At 70.6% G+C, this 17476-nt stretch carries 22 protein-coding genes; 12 read left to right on the top strand and 10 right to left on the bottom strand.

The window, feature by feature from the left end:
- Positions 1-159: 159 nt before the first annotated feature.
- Genes IE267_RS36505 through IE267_RS36490 form a run of 4 tightly spaced genes read right to left on the bottom strand, consistent with a single transcriptional unit; the run spans position 160 to position 2334 of the window.
- Complete coding sequence (locus IE267_RS36505; protein ID WP_189766180.1) at positions 160-1605, bottom strand: DUF2637 domain-containing protein; 1446 nt, start codon at positions 1603-1605, stop codon at positions 160-162.
- Complete coding sequence (locus IE267_RS36500; RefSeq protein ID WP_189766179.1) at positions 1605-1790, bottom strand: hypothetical protein; 186 nt, start codon at positions 1788-1790, stop codon at positions 1605-1607. The genes IE267_RS36505 and IE267_RS36500 overlap by 1 nt, the downstream gene beginning before the upstream one ends.
- A complete protein-coding gene (locus IE267_RS36495; RefSeq protein ID WP_189766178.1) occupies positions 1787-2050 on the bottom strand; it encodes a hypothetical protein in 264 nt (87 codons plus the stop codon). Before IE267_RS36495 ends, IE267_RS36500 begins: the two co-directional genes overlap by 4 nt.
- Positions 2047-2334 (bottom strand): hypothetical protein, encoded by a 288-nt coding sequence (locus tag IE267_RS36490; RefSeq protein WP_189766177.1) that lies wholly within the window; start codon positions 2332-2334, stop codon positions 2047-2049. Before IE267_RS36490 ends, IE267_RS36495 begins: the two co-directional genes overlap by 4 nt.
- Positions 2335-2600: 266 nt before the next feature.
- Between IE267_RS36490 and IE267_RS36485 the strand changes: the two genes are divergently transcribed.
- The 3 genes from IE267_RS36485 to IE267_RS36475 all read left to right on the top strand — a co-directional run bounded on the left by IE267_RS36485 (position 2601) and on the right by IE267_RS36475 (position 6295).
- Positions 2601-3335, top strand: coding sequence for a GntR family transcriptional regulator (locus IE267_RS36485; protein ID WP_189766176.1), 735 nt, complete (start codon positions 2601-2603; stop codon positions 3333-3335).
- Positions 3332-4036, top strand: coding sequence for a P-loop nucleotide/nucleoside kinase family protein (locus tag IE267_RS36480; protein WP_189766175.1), 705 nt, complete (start codon positions 3332-3334; stop codon positions 4034-4036). The genes IE267_RS36485 and IE267_RS36480 overlap by 4 nt, the downstream gene beginning before the upstream one ends.
- Before the next feature lie 756 nt (positions 4037-4792).
- Entirely contained in the window at positions 4793-6295 is a 1503-nt protein-coding gene (locus tag IE267_RS36475; protein ID WP_189766174.1) for a hypothetical protein, read from the top strand.
- 47 nt (positions 6296-6342) lie between these two features.
- Here IE267_RS36475 and IE267_RS36470 read toward each other — a convergent pair whose 3' ends face one another.
- The gene (locus tag IE267_RS36470) at positions 6343-7065 is read right to left on the bottom strand and encodes a hypothetical protein (protein WP_189766173.1); all 723 of its coding nucleotides are present in this window, start codon (positions 7063-7065) and stop codon (positions 6343-6345) included.
- A 1777-nt stretch (positions 7066-8842) separates the two neighbouring features.
- Here IE267_RS36470 and IE267_RS40230 point away from each other — a divergent pair.
- From IE267_RS40230 to IE267_RS36440, 7 genes are all read left to right on the top strand, one after another.
- The gene (locus IE267_RS40230; RefSeq protein WP_268251636.1) at positions 8843-8968 is read left to right on the top strand and encodes a hypothetical protein; all 126 of its coding nucleotides are present in this window, start codon (positions 8843-8845) and stop codon (positions 8966-8968) included.
- Between the two features lie 87 nt (positions 8969-9055).
- A complete protein-coding gene (locus tag IE267_RS36465) occupies positions 9056-9199 on the top strand; it encodes a hypothetical protein (protein WP_189766172.1) in 144 nt (47 codons plus the stop codon).
- Between the two features lie 43 nt (positions 9200-9242).
- Positions 9243-9719, top strand: a complete 477-nt coding sequence (kilB, locus tag IE267_RS36460; RefSeq protein WP_189766171.1) for a plasmid transfer protein KilB — start codon at positions 9243-9245, stop codon at positions 9717-9719.
- A gap of 29 nt (positions 9720-9748) precedes the next feature.
- Positions 9749-10231 (top strand): hypothetical protein, encoded by a 483-nt coding sequence (locus tag IE267_RS36455; RefSeq protein ID WP_189766170.1) that lies wholly within the window; start codon positions 9749-9751, stop codon positions 10229-10231.
- Between the two features lie 54 nt (positions 10232-10285).
- Positions 10286-10753, top strand: a complete 468-nt coding sequence (locus IE267_RS36450) for a hypothetical protein (RefSeq protein WP_189766169.1) — start codon at positions 10286-10288, stop codon at positions 10751-10753.
- Between the two features lie 98 nt (positions 10754-10851).
- The gene (locus IE267_RS36445; RefSeq protein WP_189766168.1) at positions 10852-11334 is read left to right on the top strand and encodes a transcriptional regulator; all 483 of its coding nucleotides are present in this window, start codon (positions 10852-10854) and stop codon (positions 11332-11334) included.
- A 92-nt stretch (positions 11335-11426) separates the two neighbouring features.
- Positions 11427-11723 (top strand): hypothetical protein, encoded by a 297-nt coding sequence (locus tag IE267_RS36440; protein ID WP_189766167.1) that lies wholly within the window; start codon positions 11427-11429, stop codon positions 11721-11723.
- Positions 11724-11834: 111 nt separating this feature from the next.
- Here IE267_RS36440 and IE267_RS36435 read toward each other — a convergent pair whose 3' ends face one another.
- Positions 11835-12371 (bottom strand): flavoprotein, encoded by a 537-nt coding sequence (locus tag IE267_RS36435; RefSeq protein WP_189766166.1) that lies wholly within the window; start codon positions 12369-12371, stop codon positions 11835-11837.
- 2 nt (positions 12372-12373) lie between these two features.
- Positions 12374-13612 (bottom strand): helix-turn-helix domain-containing protein, encoded by a 1239-nt coding sequence (locus IE267_RS36430; RefSeq protein ID WP_189766165.1) that lies wholly within the window; start codon positions 13610-13612, stop codon positions 12374-12376.
- Positions 13613-13690: 78 nt separating this feature from the next.
- Between IE267_RS36430 and IE267_RS36425 the strand changes: the two genes are divergently transcribed.
- Both IE267_RS36425 and IE267_RS36420 read left to right on the top strand, forming a co-directional pair.
- Positions 13691-14155: a hypothetical protein gene (locus IE267_RS36425; protein WP_189766164.1), complete on the top strand. Its 465-nt coding sequence runs from the start codon at positions 13691-13693 to the stop codon at positions 14153-14155.
- Positions 14152-14556 carry a restriction endonuclease gene (locus IE267_RS36420; RefSeq protein ID WP_189766163.1) on the top strand — a complete coding sequence of 135 codons (405 nt, stop codon included), beginning with the start codon at positions 14152-14154 and terminating at the stop codon, positions 14554-14556. Before IE267_RS36425 ends, IE267_RS36420 begins: the two co-directional genes overlap by 4 nt.
- 543 nt (positions 14557-15099) lie before the next feature.
- Here the strand turns inward: IE267_RS36420 and IE267_RS36415 are convergent.
- The 3 genes from IE267_RS36415 to IE267_RS36405 all read right to left on the bottom strand — a co-directional run bounded on the left by IE267_RS36415 (position 15100) and on the right by IE267_RS36405 (position 17249).
- On the bottom strand, positions 15100-16332 hold the full coding sequence (locus IE267_RS36415; RefSeq protein ID WP_189766162.1) for a site-specific integrase: 1233 nt from the start codon (positions 16330-16332) through the stop codon (positions 15100-15102).
- Positions 16332-16715: a hypothetical protein gene (locus tag IE267_RS36410; RefSeq protein WP_189766161.1), complete on the bottom strand. Its 384-nt coding sequence runs from the start codon at positions 16713-16715 to the stop codon at positions 16332-16334. Before IE267_RS36410 ends, IE267_RS36415 begins: the two co-directional genes overlap by 1 nt.
- Before the next feature lie 135 nt (positions 16716-16850).
- Positions 16851-17249 carry a hypothetical protein gene (locus IE267_RS36405; protein ID WP_189766160.1) on the bottom strand — a complete coding sequence of 133 codons (399 nt, stop codon included), beginning with the start codon at positions 17247-17249 and terminating at the stop codon, positions 16851-16853.
- Positions 17250-17476: the final 227 nt, after the last annotated feature.

The raw sequence follows: 17476 nt of genomic DNA, 5'->3' as shown, positions 1-17476 counted from the left end.
CTTCTGGGGGTGGGTGGCGAGACGGGGACGGCCATCGTCTTGGTCGGTGAGGGACCGGCCCTGTCTCGCACTCTTCGGTTGGTGTTCAGAACCCGGCACTACGGGATTTCGTGAGTCCGGGAGTCACAGACTTACAGACTCCGGTATTTGGTCCGCGTGTCAGCTGGTCGCGGCCAGGTGCAGGACCGGGTCGCCGTTGTGCTCGCGCTCGGCTTCCTTGATCCGCGCGCGGCACCAGGTCTCTCCGCGCAGCACCCGCAGCCGCTGCTCCGGCACCTCCTTCTCGAAGTACCGCTGCACGTCCTTCCAGCCCGTCTCGTGCTCCACGCGGAGCCGCGCGAGGACCCACTCGCGGGCCGCCTGCTTCTCGGCCTCGGCCTGTTCCGGGGTGGCCGCGCGGGCGGTCTCCGCAGCGAGCGTGCGGACCGCGCGACCCTGCTTCGCGGCACCCTCGTCAATGCTCTTCTGACGGCCCCGCGCAGAGGGGGGGTTGTTGGGCTTGACCTGCTCGTTCATTGCACGCGTGCGGGCCGCGCGCGGGCTCTGTGAGGCCTCTCCAGCGGGGACCTCGGCGTCTTTTTTGATCTTCGCGGCGGATGCCTTTGCGCGGTTCGCGCTGAGCGCGTTCGCGGGGTCCGCGAGGATCTTTCCGATGGCCGTGGGGTCGATCATCCAGCCCTCGCCGGCGGCCATCTCGCGCACCGGCTCGGCGGGCGGGTCGAACATCGCGAGCGACGCCGTGGGCCTCAGCTCGTCGTGCTTCTCAACGAGACCGGCGACCTTGCCCGCGCGCTTGCCGAACCGTTGGAGAATGCCCTCGGTCACGCCCGGCTCGGCGCCGTGCACCTGACGCCAGGCCCGGTCCCACGCCTCCGCTTCCGACAGGGGCGGCATCGTCGCCGTGCGCAGCCATGCGGCCCGGCGCACGACGCGCGGATGCTTGATCCGCCGCAGCAGCGCGATCCGGATCTCCTCCGCGCTGCGCCCGCCGACGCGGTGCATCTGGGAGTGGAGGTAGACCTCGAACACCCCGACGCCGAACAGCGACGACGCGGCGAAGACGACCGCGAGTTCGGGCTTGTCCGCGTGGTGCCAGGCGTTGAGCGCGGCCGCGATGGTGGCGAACGTCCACTGCATCACCGCGTACAGCTTCGCGGGCTTGTCGTTCTCGACCGCCCACTTGCGCAGCCACGACATCGCCCAGGTCGCGCCCTCGACGAAGACCGGCACCAGCAGCGCCAGGACCCAGAACACACCGAGGTCGACCACTGCGGAGAACTGGCCGGGGAACGCGAACGAGATGGAGGTGATCACCACGATCATCACCCACGGCATCGGCTGGCCGATCGCGGCCGCCATCCGCTCGTTGCGGGCCTTGCGGGCCGCGGCCCGCTTCTCGCGCCGCTTGGCCTTCTCCTCCAGCTTCTTCGTCTTCGCGGCCTCCTTGCGCAGGTCCTTGCGCTCGGCGGCCTTGTCGCGGGCCTCGGAGATCTCGATGTCCGCCAGGGCGTTGGTGCGGCGCCCCGTGGCCTCGGCCTGGGTGGCCGCCGCACGCGCCGTGACCTTGTCCATCTGACGGCGGCCCTCGTAGGTCGTCGTCTCCATCAGCGGGTCCTTTCCTGGCCCTGACCCTGGCGGGCCCGGGTGACGCGGGTGATCGGGGCGGAGATGTTCAGGGAGGTGAGGACCTGCCACGAGTCGAAGTCGGCGCCGGTCCAGTCCGTCATGTCAGCGGTCTGCGGGGTGGCCTCGGCCGTGCGGTCGGTCGCCGTGAGGGTCGCGGTCTTCATGCCGCCTCCTTGTCGCGGTAGCCGCCCGCCACCGTGCGGAAGGCGGGGGAGGTGAGGGCGCTCTGCGGGGTGAGGACGGCGTCCAGCGCGATGACCACGAGCGCGATCAGCACCAGGCCGATGCGGGCCATGACGTCCAGCTCGATCCCGAACAGCCAGGCGCCGCCGGCCAGCGCGGCGAACAGCCGCACCCGGCCCAACATCACGGGCAGCAGGGAGAACAGGAGCGTCAGGCGGGGGTTGGAGGTCGTGAAGTTCATGCGGCCCGACCACCCTTCGCGGCGCTCAGGGCGGCGGTGCCGCGACGCGGGAGCGGCACCACGTTCGCCGGGGGGCGGATGCCCAGCACACGGCGCAAGTGCTTGATGTTCTCGCGGTCGATCTCGCTGTCCGGGTCGCTGGTGTCCACCAGGAACTCCACGAAGTCGGACCGCAGTTCGGGGGACGCGGCGCGGAGGGCGGCAAAGTCGATACCGGAGCCCAGTGCGGCCTCGATGTACTCGTTCTCGCTACCGACGATGCGGCCTGCGACGATAGTCCTCATAGGGTCGTACCTCTCTGCTAGATCGGCCCTTACGCGGGCCCTCCGGTTTGGCTTCCAGGCGGCCGGAGGGCCCGTTTTTGACATAGGTATGTCGTCACGCTTCGTGAGATGGAGTCACGGGGCGCTGCCCTACGAGAACGACAGTCGCAGGATTGCGAACGACTGTCAATCACTGTCGATCTGCAATATTAAGACTGCGCTACCTACTGAACCAATCTCAGGACTGTGATTCACTAGGATCGCCGAGACGGAGGAGAACAGAGCGAATGCCGCCCAAGTGGAAAGCCCTCGCAGATGCGCTGGCCGCGCAGATCAAGAGCGGGAAGTACGCTCCGGGCGACCGGCTGCCCAAGATCGAGGACACGGCCAAGGACGCTGGGCTGGCCAAAAACACTGTGCACCAGGCGTACAAAGCGTTGGAAGTGGCAGGCCTGGTCACTTCGTCCCGGGGGCATGGGACTGTCGTTCGTAACCGTCTGCCTCTAGCATCCGGCGCTGAGCGGGAAGCGCGCAGCAAGCTCACCGGATCTTCTTGGCGCGCGGGCGAACGCTCCGACTCGCACATGGCCGGGATCGTCGCCGCGCCTGAGGAAGTCGCAGATGCCCTGGAGATCGCCGTAGGCGAGAGGGTCCTCCGACGCTCGCGCACATACCGCGACGAACACACCAACCAGGTCATCTCTCACTCCACGTCGTGGATTCCGGTTGGCTTCGCCGATGAACTGCCAGAGCTGCTCATGGGCAAGCGGTTGGCCAGCGGAACCTCGATTGACGTGATCACTCGGCACACCGGTCGTCCGGTAGTTCGTCGAGTCAGCTCCATGTGGGCGCGCAACACCACTCCGGCCGACGCGGGGCCGCTGGAGATCCCCGAAGACACCCGTGCAGCAGTCATCGTGCTGACAGTGAGAGTCATTGATAGTGCTGGCGTCGTCATTGAGTACGGCGTGGATGTCGGCGGGCCCGGCCGCCGTTGGACCAGGGAGGAGAGCACCTCATGACGCTCCCGTTTCTGGACGACACCCTCATTCACGTCGCCGAGAATCGCCTGGGCATCCTCCTCCAGGCGGACCGCCGAGACTCTCTCACCTGGGCCGAACAGAGGGAGGTTACGCGCACTATGCGGACACTCGCGGGGCGTCCGGGGCTGACCCAACTCGTCCTGCTGGCTGGCCTTCCTGGGTCAGGGAAGACAACGATCGCGCGCGAGCTGGAGACTCGGGGCTACCTGCGGATCTGCCCCGACGAGCGGGTTTTCGAGCAACACGGCCACTACGGGAGGGACTTTCCTCGTGGTTCCTACAAGATCCGCGAACGCCCCATCCTGACCGCGATCGCAGCCGAGCTCCGCGACGCGTTGGCCTCCGGCCGGGACGTCGTCCTCGACCACGGTCTTTGGACGCTCTCCGAACGTCAGGAGTGGCGCGAGGTCGGCGAGGCTGCAGGGGCCAAGGTCACCCTGGTGTACCTGCCCGCCACCCACGAGGAACTGTGGGAGCGGATCAAGAAGCGCAACGCCAGCACCTTCGACAATCCCAACGCTATGTACTTCACTGAGGAAGACCTACTCCGGCACGGTGCCCGATTCGAGCCACCAGGCAACGGCGAGTCCCCCGTCGTCTACGCCGGAAGCCTCGTACCTGTGATCGAGGACAACGGGAATCTGACGACACTCCGGAATCAGGGGGCTGCCCCCGCGTGATGCCTGGAGGGTGGATGATGGCCCGCGAAACGCGAACAGGCCCCCGTCACGGGAGCCTGCCGGTCGCGCTCGCCGGTTGTGGTGGTCGGCGGCGTGACCAAGCACCTGAATGGGAGGTGCCTGCGATGGTCAGCAGGCTACGCGTGCCCACAGCCAGTGGGCCAGAGGGACACGGTGACACGCCGACGGCGACCCTTCGTCCCCCCGTGGCAGGACGCCCTTGCGACTTCCCTCCCGAAGCGCTCGCACCGGAAGCCCGGCTCCACCACAGCGGATATATCCGACGGCGGTCTGCCGACCAACACCAGCTGATCATCGGTTCTACCGACTGGCGGAAGGACTTCACGATGGCCGTCATGGCCGCCCGCGCTCCGTAAATGCCGAGAGCCGCCCCTGCGCCAACAGGAGCGGCTCTCGACCTTCACAACCTGACTCAGTCACAGGCCCCTAAGCCACAGCTCCTGAGTCGTACGTCGGCTGATGCCGGGTTCCCGACCCTGACGGGCCCGGTCACCATCAAACAGGGTAACCGCCCCGGCGACCTTTCCGCAGCACCGCTGATAGGTCCGTCCGAATACCTGGTGATGATCCCCGACGTGCGACTCTCTACCCCGATTGGGAGAGATCGCACCCCATGCACCACCCGGTCCCCCGCACCATGTGCACCATCGTTCGACCGCCAGGCGCTGCCTCCGCGCCCCTGCTCGTGTGCTCTATCCACGATGCGGCTGCCTCGATGATTTCGGAGGCGGCCCGGTGAACGACTTCGACGACGAGCCGTACGACGACGGCTACGGCGAGGAAGAGGGCGACCAGCTGGTCGCCGAGGACTGGCCGACCGTGAGCACGCCGGTGCCGGTGTGGGTGATGCTCGCCGGTCTGTCGGCCAAGGCCTTCCTGATGTACGCCTTCCTCGCCGAGCACATCAACTCGCGTATCCAGAACCCGAAGAAGCGGATCGCCTGCCCGAAGCAGAAAGCCATCGCAGTGGTCCTGGAGCTCAAGGACGATCGCCAGGTAGCCGCCTACCGCAAGGAGCTGGAAGCGCTCGGCGCGATCAGGACGGAGAAGTACCGGTACGCAGGCGGGATGCGCCAGGGGTATAAGTACTTCGTCCGCTACAACCCTCCGACGGGCTACCAGGGCCAGCTTCGACTGCGGGATTTCTACAACGCCCACCCAGAGTTCAAGGCAGCCGCGAAGTGGGAGGGGCGCACGGAGGCCGCGAAGAAGACGGCGGCCGCGACGATCCCGGCGCAGGGCAAGCCCGCGCCCGCGCCGGCGCCGAAGCCCGCTCCGGCCCGCGAAGCACGTAAGAAGGCCGCCGAGGTGCCGCTGGCGCCGGAAGTGCTGAGGGTTCTGGAGGCATTCCGTCCGGAGCTGCGGGAGGCGATGCGCGAGACCGCGCACACCGATGCGCCGAAGACGCTCGTGACGGCGGTGACGAAGGCCCTTAGGGAGCGGACCGCTGAGCAGCTGGTCTTGCGGGTTCTACGTCGCTGGACGACACATGGGTACGCCGAGAAGTTCGAGACGGGTCGCCTGGAGCGTCCGGTGGGCGCGGCGGTGGCGATGGTGCGACACGGCGAGTGCCCGGATCTGAGCTGCGAGGACGGCAAACTGCTGGCGGGCGGCGAGGCGTGCGTGCTGTGCATCGAGCGCGGCAAGAACTACAAGGCCGACTACAAGGCCGACCGCGAGGCGAAGAAAGCGGCGGCCGCCACCCCGGCGACCCGCCTGCTGTGCCCCGGGTGCGAGCAGAACCGGGGCACCGAGGGCGCTCTGTGCCCGCTGTGCGTGGGCGGGTTCGAGAGCGACATCGCCGGAGCTGCTGAGCGGGCCGCCGAGGACGTCGCCCGGATGGAGAACCCGCCCGCCGAGTGGGCGGACGCGAAGGAGCGGGTGCTCGCCGAGGCAGAACAGGCGCGCGAGCGGGTCCGCCGGGAGGGCGCCGACCTCCTCGGTCAGCTCCTGGCGGCGCAGTTCGCCGCGAGATCGGCCGCGACCGACATCCACCGGCTGCGGCTGGCGACGCTGGACGCCGACAGCGACCGCCCCCAGGAGCCGACCAGCGAGCCGGAGGCGGCCCCGGAGGTGCCATCGATGCCGGTGATGTACGGCGCGGAACCGGCGCCCTGCTCGGGTCTGCGCTGGGATGGCTCGCCGTGCGGCCGTACGACTGAGGCCGAGGACGGATTGTGCGGCGTCTGCCGTGGTGCGCAGATGGCGCAGCACGAGGACTTGGCGGCCGCGCGCTGACGCACTAGGAAAGGCCTGCGGGCGACGACGGCGAGACGTGATCGCGGCTATGCGGTGCCCTCAATCTCGGCCCTGAGCTGGGCAGCGAGGGCACGGGCCTCCTCCGCCTGCGCGGCGGCCTCGGGGCGGCCCTCCTCGATGGCGATGCGGTCGAGCAGAGCCGCCTTGCGCTCGGTCAGCCGGAGACGAGCACCGGGAGCCGGGCGCTTGTGCATGTCCCGGTACAGGTAATTGAGGCCGTCGAGAAGCTGGCCCATCTCGTCCAGTAGGGAGAGCGTCGGCAGGCCGCCGGTGACGGCGTGCTCGCCCTTGCCGTGCTCCTGCGCCCACTCGTCCAAGTCCCGTCCTGCCTTGATGGGCTCGTACGCGGCCTCGTGCAGCCGCAGGTACTCGTACGGGAACCGGGCGCCGGGCGGGATCGGGTTGAACGGCTCGTGCAGGGCGTCCTTCCACTCCTGCTCGGCCTCGCGGTACCGCTCGTGCGCGGACTGCTTCTTCATGTCGAGCTGCTCGGCGATGGCCTCCCAGCTGGTGTGGCGGGCCCGCTCGAAGAGCACGGCGCGGGTTAGCACCTCCTGGGCCTGGTGCACCAAGGCGAGCGCGTCGGCAACCTCCTCGCCCGGCTCGGCATAGTCGTCGCTGCCGGTCGGCACACCGCCGGCGGCTCGGTCGGCGAGTTCGCGCAGCTCGTACGAGAGGACGAGTCGGGCGAGAGCCTTCGGGCTGTACGCGTACCGCTCGGTGTCGGGGTCATGCTCCACATCCGTCATGCCGTCAGGCTAAACCTGACGGCATGCAATTGTCAGGCTCTACCTGACGCGCTCGATCTCCAGGCCGGATGGCCGCGTTCCCGGGAGCCCGTCGGCGGCGGCCGCGACGCTGCCGGTCCGGGAGTACGTGACTCCGGGACTTCCGGAGTCTGGGTTACTCAGTACAGTCCGCGCCTGGCCCCAAGGGGCGCCGCTTGTCGCGTGTTGCCAGCTCGCGGTCAGGGATCGGAGGCGGCTGACCGGTGGCCCGGTCGGCAACGGTTCCGTGGCGCGGGAGGGCGGTGTTCAGCGCGGGGGCAGGGGACTGCGGTCCGGTGCCCAAGGGGCGGCGGGTGGTGCTCACAGGCTCATCCTGGCAGGCCCGAGACGGCCGTCTCGGGCCTACTCGACGACCGGCCCGGCGCCCATCTGTCCCGCCGGCGGCCCGCATCACGAAATCGGGCAGAAAACCGAAGGTCCGGAGACCCGATTTCGACCTCGGTTTTCACTCCGATTTCGGCCTCTGAGGCCATAAAACCGCAGGTCACTCCGGAGGTGGTACTGATACCACCTCCGGAGGTTGCATGAATGCCACCTCCCGGAGTGGTGGAGACGCAACCTCCCGAGGTGGTTGAAACGCCACCGCAGAACGAAACCAAGGTCATCGAAACCAAGATCGGGTGTGGCGCCTTGCGGCGCGTTGCGCCGCTGAACGCCGTAGGCCATCTACAGGTAGTTGAGCGCGAGCGTGCGTGAGGCGGCTTCGCCGCGGCCGACGGCGCCACGGCGCCGGACCAGTTCGCTCCTCCCCCGAAGAGATCCACCGGCGGCCGGTGGCCGCAGACCAGCTCCCCACCGAGCAAGCCTCGGTGGGAATCCGCCCCTATCGTCCCCCTAACAGGCCGGGGCGGCCGCCGTCTCCATGAGCCCCTGTCCCTGGTACAGGGGCTCATGGCACCCTCACCGTCGTTGCTGGAGAGGACCCCCCCACGCTGAAAGCGCAGGTCATGACCTCAACCACGACGAAAGCCGCAGGCTCATGACAAGCGCAGCGACGGCGCACCGCCGCTCTCGGGCGCCTGGGCCTGTTAGGGGTTAGAGGAGAGGGGCGCGGGCCCGTCACCCGTAGGGGTGAAGGCCGGTGCCAGGGTGACGGCATCGTCGTGGCTGAGGTGATGACGGGCCCGCGCCGTGGGTGGCTGGTCTGAGTGCATACGTGCAGGTCAACCCATAGAAAGGACGCCCCTCCGGGGCGACTCAACGCAGCCCAATCGGCTCCGCCGGGGGCGCCACGGGCGCCCCCGGCTCCACCGATGGGACAGCGGACGCCCTACGGGCGGCAGCCAGAAGAGGAGGGCGGCGCGTCCCTGAGCGGCCCTGTGCGGCTCTCGGGGCTTGATCGGCACTCCCGGGCCTCCGTGGCAGGAACGGCGCTCCTGGCCCCCGCCAGGGGCGTTCTCGGGGGTCTTCTGTGGTGAGGGTGACGGGGAGCGGTGGGCTGGTCCGCCCGGCCCGGGCACCGCTCCCCTCCCCCGCGACGTCCGGCCGCCCCGTCCCGCCGGCGGATCGCGTACCGGCAAGTCACAGACTCCGGAAGTCACGGAGTGACGTACTCACGGAGTACCGAACTCTGTAATTTCATGCATAAACATGCAGTTCAGAGGCTCGCCCGGTGTCCAGTCTAAAGAATCTTGAGGTGCCTTCTTGTGGGGGTGTACGGAAGTCCGTACAGTCCTAGGTGTACGAAGTTCCGTACGCCTCGCCGGGCCGCCGGGCCAGCCAGCAAGGAGCGGACGCCATGCGACAGACCATGCCGAGCGACGACGAGACGGCCCGCGCCCAGCAGATCGCCGAGCAGGTCGCCGCGCTGCTGGGTGAAGCCCGCCGCGAGTACGAGAACCGGGTCAGCGCTCGCTGCCAGTGACCAGGACCGCGCTCCGGACGCCCCTCGGGGGGCATCCGCTGTGGCTGCCCTGATTCGCCCCCTGAACTGGAGCGAAGCTGCTTAGCGTTGTTTTTTCGGCGGGAACTGCTGGTACCCCGTGAACTCAGCACCCTGCACCCCGGCGCCGTGCACGGCTCGATCACCGCCCCCGGCCTGGAGATCCGCCCCGACTACCAGGGCGGCTGGGAGGTTCGCGCCTCCCGCTACTGATCAGCCGCACCGCCCCCACCGCACCACTACCGAAGGAGAAACCGTGACCGTCGCTCTCTTAACCGCCGTGATCGCCGTCCTCGGCACCCTGCTCGGCTCCGTGGTCACCGGCCACTTCCAGCAGCGGGCCACCGAGCGCGGCGAGGCAGGGGCCCGCCGGCGCGAACTGCGCAAGGAGCACCTGAACGCCGTCACCGCGCTCGCGGAGGCCATCAGCGCCTACCGCAGCATGATGTGGCGCCGCGGCGACGCGAAGTTCAAGGGCGACCTCGACCGCTACGAGGAACTGCGCGTCCGCTCGCACGACACCCGCGCCGCGGTGGCCGCGCCCCTGGTCGGGCTGCGCATCCTCATCACCGACCCGGCCGTGCGCGCCGCCGCGGACCGCATGGTCGACGCCACGTTCGGGATGCGCCACCAGGACACCGACGCCGACACCCTCAATGCGGCCCGCGTCGCGGCCCTGACCGCCCACGACGAGTTCGTGGACGCCGCCGCCCGCTACATGCAGACGGTCTGACCCCGCCCCAGCCAGTGAGGGAGAGCACCATGCTGTTCGGCAAGTCCCGCGCCAAGAGCGCCGCCCGCCCGGCCCCCGCCCCCTTCCCGCGCGTGGAGTACGTCCCGATGAGCCTCGCCGAACTGGCGGCGTACGAGCGAGTCATGCTGCACGCCGCCGACCGCGTGGCCGCCCGGCGCCCGGACATCGGCCACCGTGACCACCACCTCGACGTGATCGGCAACCTGTACCGCAGCGCCGGAGCCGCCTCGGTCACCGAGTTCGACCCGGAGAAGGTGCGCATCCCGATCCAGAAGGCGGACTTCCTGTCGCTGGAGTACGCGATCCGGGACATCCAGACGTACGGCGGCAACCCGGAGATCGCCCGTGAGGCGCACTTCCTGCTCAACCGCTTCAACGCCCTGCTCGGCCAGCAGCGCGCCGTGGTCCACATGGGCGGCACGCCCGTGTTCGACCCCGACGCCCCGGCCCCCGTCTCCACCGACCACCCGGCACTGCCCGGCTGGCAGTGACCGCCCGCCAACCCACACCCACCCATCGCACGACACCAAGGGAGAACGCACCCGATGAACGCCAAGGACCCGATCGCCTTCGTCCCGGCCAGGCAATCCCGGCTCGGCGGCGGTGACATCGTCATCAGCCTGACCCCCGAGCAGTCGCAGAAGCTCGGCCCCGACGCCGACATGCTCGCCGACTGGTTCCACAGCGCACTGTGGGCCCTGGCCACGCTGCGGAGCGCCGCCCCGGCGGACCAGGCCGTCTCGCCGAACAGCTGGCACACGATGATCAACGACGTGGACCACCGGCTCCTGCCGCGCCTGGAAGGCATCCGCGACGCCCTGATCCGCGCCCACGCCGCCAGCGGCGGCAGCGTCGGCGACCTGGCGCTGGCAATGGACGTGGCGCGCAGCACGGCGCAGTACCGCCGGGAGGTCCTGCACAACTCCGCCCCGGGGACCTTCGAGAAGTGGGCCGTCAGCGACGGCCGGCGGCGAGGCGGCGGGGCCCCGCAGGACGACCGCGGCGGCCAGTAGCCGCCGCGCACCCGGGAGGGCGGGCCGGTCCGCCGGCCAGCAAGAGCGGCCCGTCCCCCGGGGCTCACCCATCCATCAGGGACAGGAGAACCCCCATCATGAACCAGCTCGACACCGCCGCCGTCTTCGCCGCCGTGTTCGTCACGCTGTACGTCGCGCACAGCGTCGGCGACCACTGGGTGCAGTCCAGCTGCCAGGCCGCGACCAAGGGCCTGCCCGGCTGGACCGGGCGCCTCGCCTGCGGCCGCCACGTCCTGGGCCTGACCATCACCAAGGGCCTGGTCCTGGTCCCGGCCGTCCTGGTGCTGCACCTGCCGGTCACCGTCCTGGGCCTGGTCCTCGGGCTCGGGATCGACGCGGTCACGCACTACTGGGCCGACCGGCGCACCACGCTCAAGGGCCTCGCCGACCGGTGCGGGAAGGCGGAGTTCTACTCGCTGGGCACGCCCGCCCACGCCGGGCACCCGGTGACGGCGAAGGGCGAGTACGCGCCCACGCTCGGGACCGGGGCCTATGCGCTCGATCAGAGCTGGCACATCCTGTGGCTGTTCGTCGCGGCCCTGCTGATCGCCGCCGTCTGACGGCCCTGTGTGCTGCTGTGCCCGGGCCGCCCGCCCGGGCACAGCGGTGCGCAGGGCCGGACAGCCCGGCCGCCCTCGACCGAAGGGACCCGATGATCCGCGACGCTGCTACCTGCGACCGGCCGTACTGCCTGGCCGTCTACCTCGAACCCGACGACCTCCCCGAAGAACGCCCGATCGAGACCGCGTTGGCGGCCGCGGGCTGGGTCCTCGACGACGCCGCCGGCCACGCGTGCCCCGGCTGCGTGCGCGGCGCGGGCCCGGTGCTCGAACGGGGGGAGTGTCCCCGCTGCTGCGGTTCCACCGTCGACCGCGCGGACGGGGCGGTCTGCCACTACTGCGGGCACGTCAGCCCGCACCCGCCCGAGGACGACTACGACCTCGACTGACGGCGGTCGGCGCCAGGAGTGCGGCAGTGCCGGAGTCACAGACTCTGGGACTGCCGCACTCCGGCATTCCGGAAGTCCGGTACTCGCGGACTCCGGGCGGGTTCTGGTCGGTCAGGCCGGGAGAGCGTCGATCGCGGCCTGCCACGGATAGGCGTCCAGGTCGCCGTGCTTGGGCTTGTGCGGAGTGAACCCGCCCTCGCCGAGCAGCACGGTGACGCCCGCCTCGCGCAGGAACTCGACGTGCCGGGCGACGGCCGGGTGGGCGGCCTGGGCGTCGTTGAAATGGGGCAGGGCGACGATCGGCACGAGCGCGATGCCCTCGGTGATCAGCCCGAGCGCGAGGGTGTCGGAGACGGCCGTCGCCCACTTCGCCAGGGTGTTGTTGGTGAGCGGGGCGACGAGCATCGCGTCCGGCGGCGGCAACACGTCGGGCTGGCTGGGGAGCTTGTACTGGTGGCGGACGGGATGGCCGGTGAGCCGTTCCAGGGCCTCGATCTCGCCCTCGGCGTCCTCGGTGAGCCACCGGTGGGCGGACGGGGTGAGGATCAGGCAGACGTCCCATCCGGCCTGCTGGGCGGCCTCGATCGGTACGGACAGGCGGCGGGCGGGAGGCGCGGCGCAGGCGATGACGTACAGGGTGCGGTTCATGGTCACCGGGAGAGTCCACAGCGATCAGCGAGGCCGTGCAAGCGCCCCTCGGCGCTTCCCGTGCCCAACAGCCGCAGGTTCTCGACGAGTTCCTTGGTCCGGGGGCGGCACACCACTTCCTCGGGGGCGAGGGCTTCGGCCTCCAGCAGCGTGTCGACGGCCTTCTCGCGCATCCCGGCCTGGGTCTCGCCCAACGCCCGGTCGGTGAGCAGATGGGCGCGGCGCTCGCGAGGCAGGGCGTCCAGGGCCTCGGCGGGGATGTCCGCGGCGACCGCCACGGCGTCCGCGCCGGCGGAGAGCTGGACGTGGGCCGCGACCCGGTACAGCGCGCAGTTCGTCGTCCCGAACGACGTCCACAGTTCGTTGCCGTCCGTGCCGATCCGGGCGGCGTGCTCGTCGGCCTGGTCCAGGTAGAGGGGGACCGTCCGGGCGGCCGCGTCGGGGCTGCGGTCGTCCGCCTCGGCGACGGCGGCCTGGGCGAGCGCGGCCTTGAGGAACAGCATGCCGAGCACGCTCAGCCCCAGCGCTCCGCGCTGTACCAGCTCAGGACGCAGGCGTTCGGCGGCCGCCGTGGCGAAGGCGACCGCGGCCTCCGCCTGGCCGTGGCTGGTCATCGCGTCCGCGAGATGCCGGGCGGCGCTGGCCTTGATCACGGCGTCCTCGGACCGTTCGGCGGCCGCGACCGCGCGGTGCCCGGCCACGACGGCGAGTTCGGTGTCGCCCCACTTGATGGCGGCCGCCTCGGTCAGCTCCAGGGACAGCGACAGCAGCCGGTACGCCTCCTGGAGGTCCTCGCCGTGGTGACGCTCGACGGCGCGCGTGGCGGCCACCAGGAGCGCCGGGATCTGCACACCGAGCCGGGCGAAGTGCCCGGCCTGGAACCCGGTACGGGCGTGGACCAGAGCACGGCGCAGGTCGGCGACGGGCACCGGGTCGGCGCCGGAGTCGTCGGTGCGGCCGGTGATGATGTCGTGACGCTGCAAGACGGCGCGCACCGCGTCGATCTCGCTCTCGGCGGGGCACAGGACAACCGGGTCGTACAGCAGCCGGTCCACCGTGACGTTCAGCCGGGAGGCGATCTCGGTGACCACCGACAAGTTCGGGTCGGCCTGGCGGCGTCCGCCCTCCAGCTCCTCGACCCAGCGCAGGGAGCGCCGCATCAGGGAGGCGAACTCCTGCTGGGACAGGCGGCGCCGTCCTCGCCAGTGGGCGACGCGGCGGCCGAACTGGATGCGGTCCATGAGGCGCTCCGGGACGGAGTCGATGACCCACACACTTCGTGTGGGCTACGTCGTGTATACCGCCCCTACGGTCCAGGTATGGCCCATTCCGCTGAGACCTCCAGCCCGACGTGGCACCGGCTCGCACAGCCTTCCGAACGGCTCCGCGACCAGTGGGTGCGCGGGGAAGGCTGCACCCAGTGGGTGGCGTGCGGCCGGACCTGGGACGCGGTGGCCATCACCCCGATATCGCACGGCCTGGACGTGCTGGTCGCCATGCGGGTGGGCCCGCGCCAGGGCTATCCGGTACTCGCCGACCACCTGCGCGACCAGCTGTACGTCCTGGTGCCGCCGGGCACCGGGGGGACGGCCACCGGCCTGCCCGGCGTGCGGGTCCTCGGCGACGGCTTCCAACTCCTGATGCCCGCCGGTCAGCACAGCAGCCCGGTGGCGCACTGGATCAGCCCGCCCCGCGAGAGCGCGCCGCCGCTGATCCGCCCCGACCGACTCACCCACCATCTGCGAGCCCTGGCCCGCGACCAGCAGGAGGCGGCCACCCCATGACCGGCACCCACCACATCCTGTACGACCCGGATGGACGCCTGGCGGCGGAACTGCCGCCCGACCGCACCGCGCACGAGCAGGTGGTGCGCACGGCGCTGGCGTGGCCCTCTCCGCTAGACATCCCGGCCCCCGACGTCGCTGCGGTCGGCCACCTCCTCGCCGGGGCGGCGTGGGTGGTTGCCGATGCGGTGCGCATCTGCGCGGACCGGCTGCCCGAGGACGACGGCCGCCGCGTGTTCGCCGAGTTGATCCTGCAGGAGGCCGACGGCTGTCTGTCGCGGCCGTGCACGAGCCTTGAACGAGTGCAGAGCCGGGCTCGGTTGATCCGCTCGCTGTACGAGCGGCTGGACCGGCTCGAAGCTGCCGTGCCCGTCGGCACGCCGGCGGCCGCGGCCCCCTGAGCCGTCTCCCGGCGCTCTCCCCAGTGGGCCCGGGCGACGCACGAAGCCCCCGACGGCTGCTCCTGCACCGAGCGCCGCCGGGGGCTTCTCCATGCGTGTCCTCGTCGGCCGGGCACGGTCAGGCGGGGACGGGGACCCGCGCGCCGTACTGGGCAACGGTCCAGGCGATGACCTGGGCCCTGTGCTCCCGAAGCTGCCACGAAGTGCCAAGTAGCTCTCTGTAACCACGCTTGACCTGCGAAGACGTTGCGGTGCCTGGCGCCGACTTCATGGTGGAGGGACCACGCTGACACCGGATCAGTGCGTTGACCTGCAAGGTTCTCGAAGCTCGGGATTCGTGAACTCACCGCTTGGCCCGGTACTCCCGAAGGTGTCGCCCGGGGACATGTCCCCGGGCGACACCTTCGGGAGTACCGGGCCACCTGGCAGGAGTAGATGAACCAGTACTCGATCCCGGTGAATGCCCACCCGGTCGCGTCGAAGCGGAAGCCGTCGAACTCGAACGAGGCGAGCGCGGCCTCGGCGCCCGCCTCGGAGTGCGAGTCAGACGGCCTTGGCCTTGGAGGGGCGGCCCCATCCCAGCGCACGCTCGATTGCAGCGAGCAGCGCGGGCTCCCACCCGGCGGCCGCCAGGTCCGCAGCACTGGTCAGGCCCGCCTCGGCGAGCGCGGCCAGCTGAACTTCGTGCTCGATTCCCTCGGCCCATGCTGCCCGCACAGCCCTGCGGCAGGCGAGACGGGCTTCGAGTTCGGCGGTGGTGTCCTCGTGTTCGCCGCGGCGGCGCACCTCGGCGAGGGCCCCTGCACTTGCGGCGACGTCGTCCAGGAGGACGACGGCCTGTTCGGCGTCCGGTTGGCGGGGCGCGGGGGAGGCTTTCGGGCTGACTCCGCGGCGGAGCTGTTCCATGCGGGTGGGCAGCGGCCCCCAGGAGGGTTCGCCGGCCATTTCCTCGTTGGTCTGCTCGACCGCCCGGGTCCAGGCCCGGAACAGGCCGCGCGGCTCCAGAGGGGTGCCGGGCGGGACCGTGTATTCACCGCGGTGGTTGGCGCGCAGCCCCACCCACAGGGCGGTGGTGGTGCCCCGCACCCGCTCCAGGAGCGCGTGCCGCTCCGCGAGCCAGCGGCGGAGCGCCGTCCGGGAGAGTGCGGACAGAGCGATCAGCTCGACGTAGGCCTCATCCCTGCTCCACCCCTGGGGCCTGCGTACGATCCGGATCTCTTCGAGTGAGGGGGCAAGGTCCTCGATCCGGCACGCGCACAACTCGCCGGACCGGGCTCCGGTGTCGGCGACTGTCGCGCCCATGGCGAGCATGCGGATCTGTCCGGGCAGGGCATCACCTCGGGCGGCGACTTCCTCCAGAGAGGCCCGCAGCAGGGACCGGGCCCGCTTGGGCACAGGCTGCTTGCGGGCGGGGTCGGGCTGCGGCGGCAGGTCGCCGTACACCCCGGCCGCCTTCGCGAGCAGCGCCAGGACCTCGATCCGGGTCTGCCTTGAGTTGTCGGTGCTCGCCCGTTTCTTGGCCGTTGCGCGGGCCCGCAGCTCTCCGCGGGCGGCGAGGTCCAGGTAGGCGTCGACGGCGGCCCGGCGGAACAGGGCGCGGCCTTCGGCCTCGCTGTCGAGCGGGTGGTCGGCGTGGGCCAAGGCTCGGCCGTACTCGCCCGCCACCCACCGCACTTGGCGGCCGCGGGCCTCGGAGATCTCCTCGTCCCACGAGCAGACCTCGGCGGCGGCCGCACGCAGCAGGTCGGCCCCGGTGAGGCTCCGGTCGACGGACATCAACGGGCCTCCCCGGCAGCGGGGCGCCGTACGGCCTGGCGGACACCGCGGGCCGCCGGGGACCACGAGAGCGCGTCACCGCCGTGGAACTGCCGGAAGGCGGTGTCCTTCGAAAGGCTCGCCGCGCCGCCGATGTCCGTCCAGGTCGCAGGCTTGCCTCCCGGGCAGCCCTCGCCCCGCAGGGCGCGGCCGGCGGCGTCGCGCGCGGCCCGGCCCGCCGTGTCGGTGACGAGCATCAGCAGTTCGAGCTGGTGTAGCGGGTCGACCGCGAGACCGACGGCCTGCGCGAGTAGTTGCACGCACTCGGTTGGGGCCGTCCCGTCGGCGTATGCCTGCCGGATCAGGTCGTTGATCTGCTCGGCCATCATGTCGACGTTGTCCACGCGGATTCCTTCCGTTGTGCCGGAACAACGAGCGGCGGCAGCCTAGCGGCATTCCGTTGTGCCGAGACAACGGAACGGGCGCGGTTGGCGAGAACCGCGCCCGTTGGCCAAATCACAGACTCTGGGAGTGCCGACCTATGAAGGTTGCTGCCGCTCGCCCCTCCCGACGGAACGGCGGACCCTCCCCTTGCCGACGGTCTCGCCGGCCTCCCCCTGGGCGGATTCCTCCGCCGCGACGGAGGCCCGGCGTCGCGGCAGCGCGGAGGCCAGCAGCGCCTCCTCCGTGTCACCCTGAAGCCGTTCGGCGTGAACCTGCAACAGCACGTCGACGGCGACGCGGATCAGGGTGTTGTCTGTGATGATCTCCGAGCGGTCCAGGCGTCGAGCGCTCAAATGCCGCCGGAGATCGGCGAGGTCAGCTAGCTGGTCGGACCGAAGTCGAGCCTCCTTCCGTTCCAGCGTCGTCCACTTCGGCTCACCAGAACGGTGCTGTTGCTGCGAAGCGGAGCCGGGCCGGTTCCTCGGTGGCGTCACGCAACCTCCTTGATCATTGGAGCCCGGCGGGCACCGCGTCCGCAGCGCGGCACGGCTTGGCAGCCGGTACTCACGGCCGTGACCCTACCGAGCTGGCACAGCAGGGCCCATCCGGGAGACCAAGCCCCAACCGGCGGGCCTGGGTGCCGCTCCGGGCAAAACCACTACCCGCCGGGAAGGCGCCGGCACCGGATTGCACTCAGCCCCGAGAAGTGGGGGGGGGTCCC

It is taken from the genome of Streptomyces xanthochromogenes (assembly GCF_014650455.1).
Lineage (GTDB): Bacteria > Actinomycetota > Actinomycetes > Streptomycetales > Streptomycetaceae > Streptomyces > Streptomyces xanthochromogenes.
Note: the sequence above shows the minus strand (reverse complement) of the source record. Positions and strands in the feature narration are given on the sequence as shown.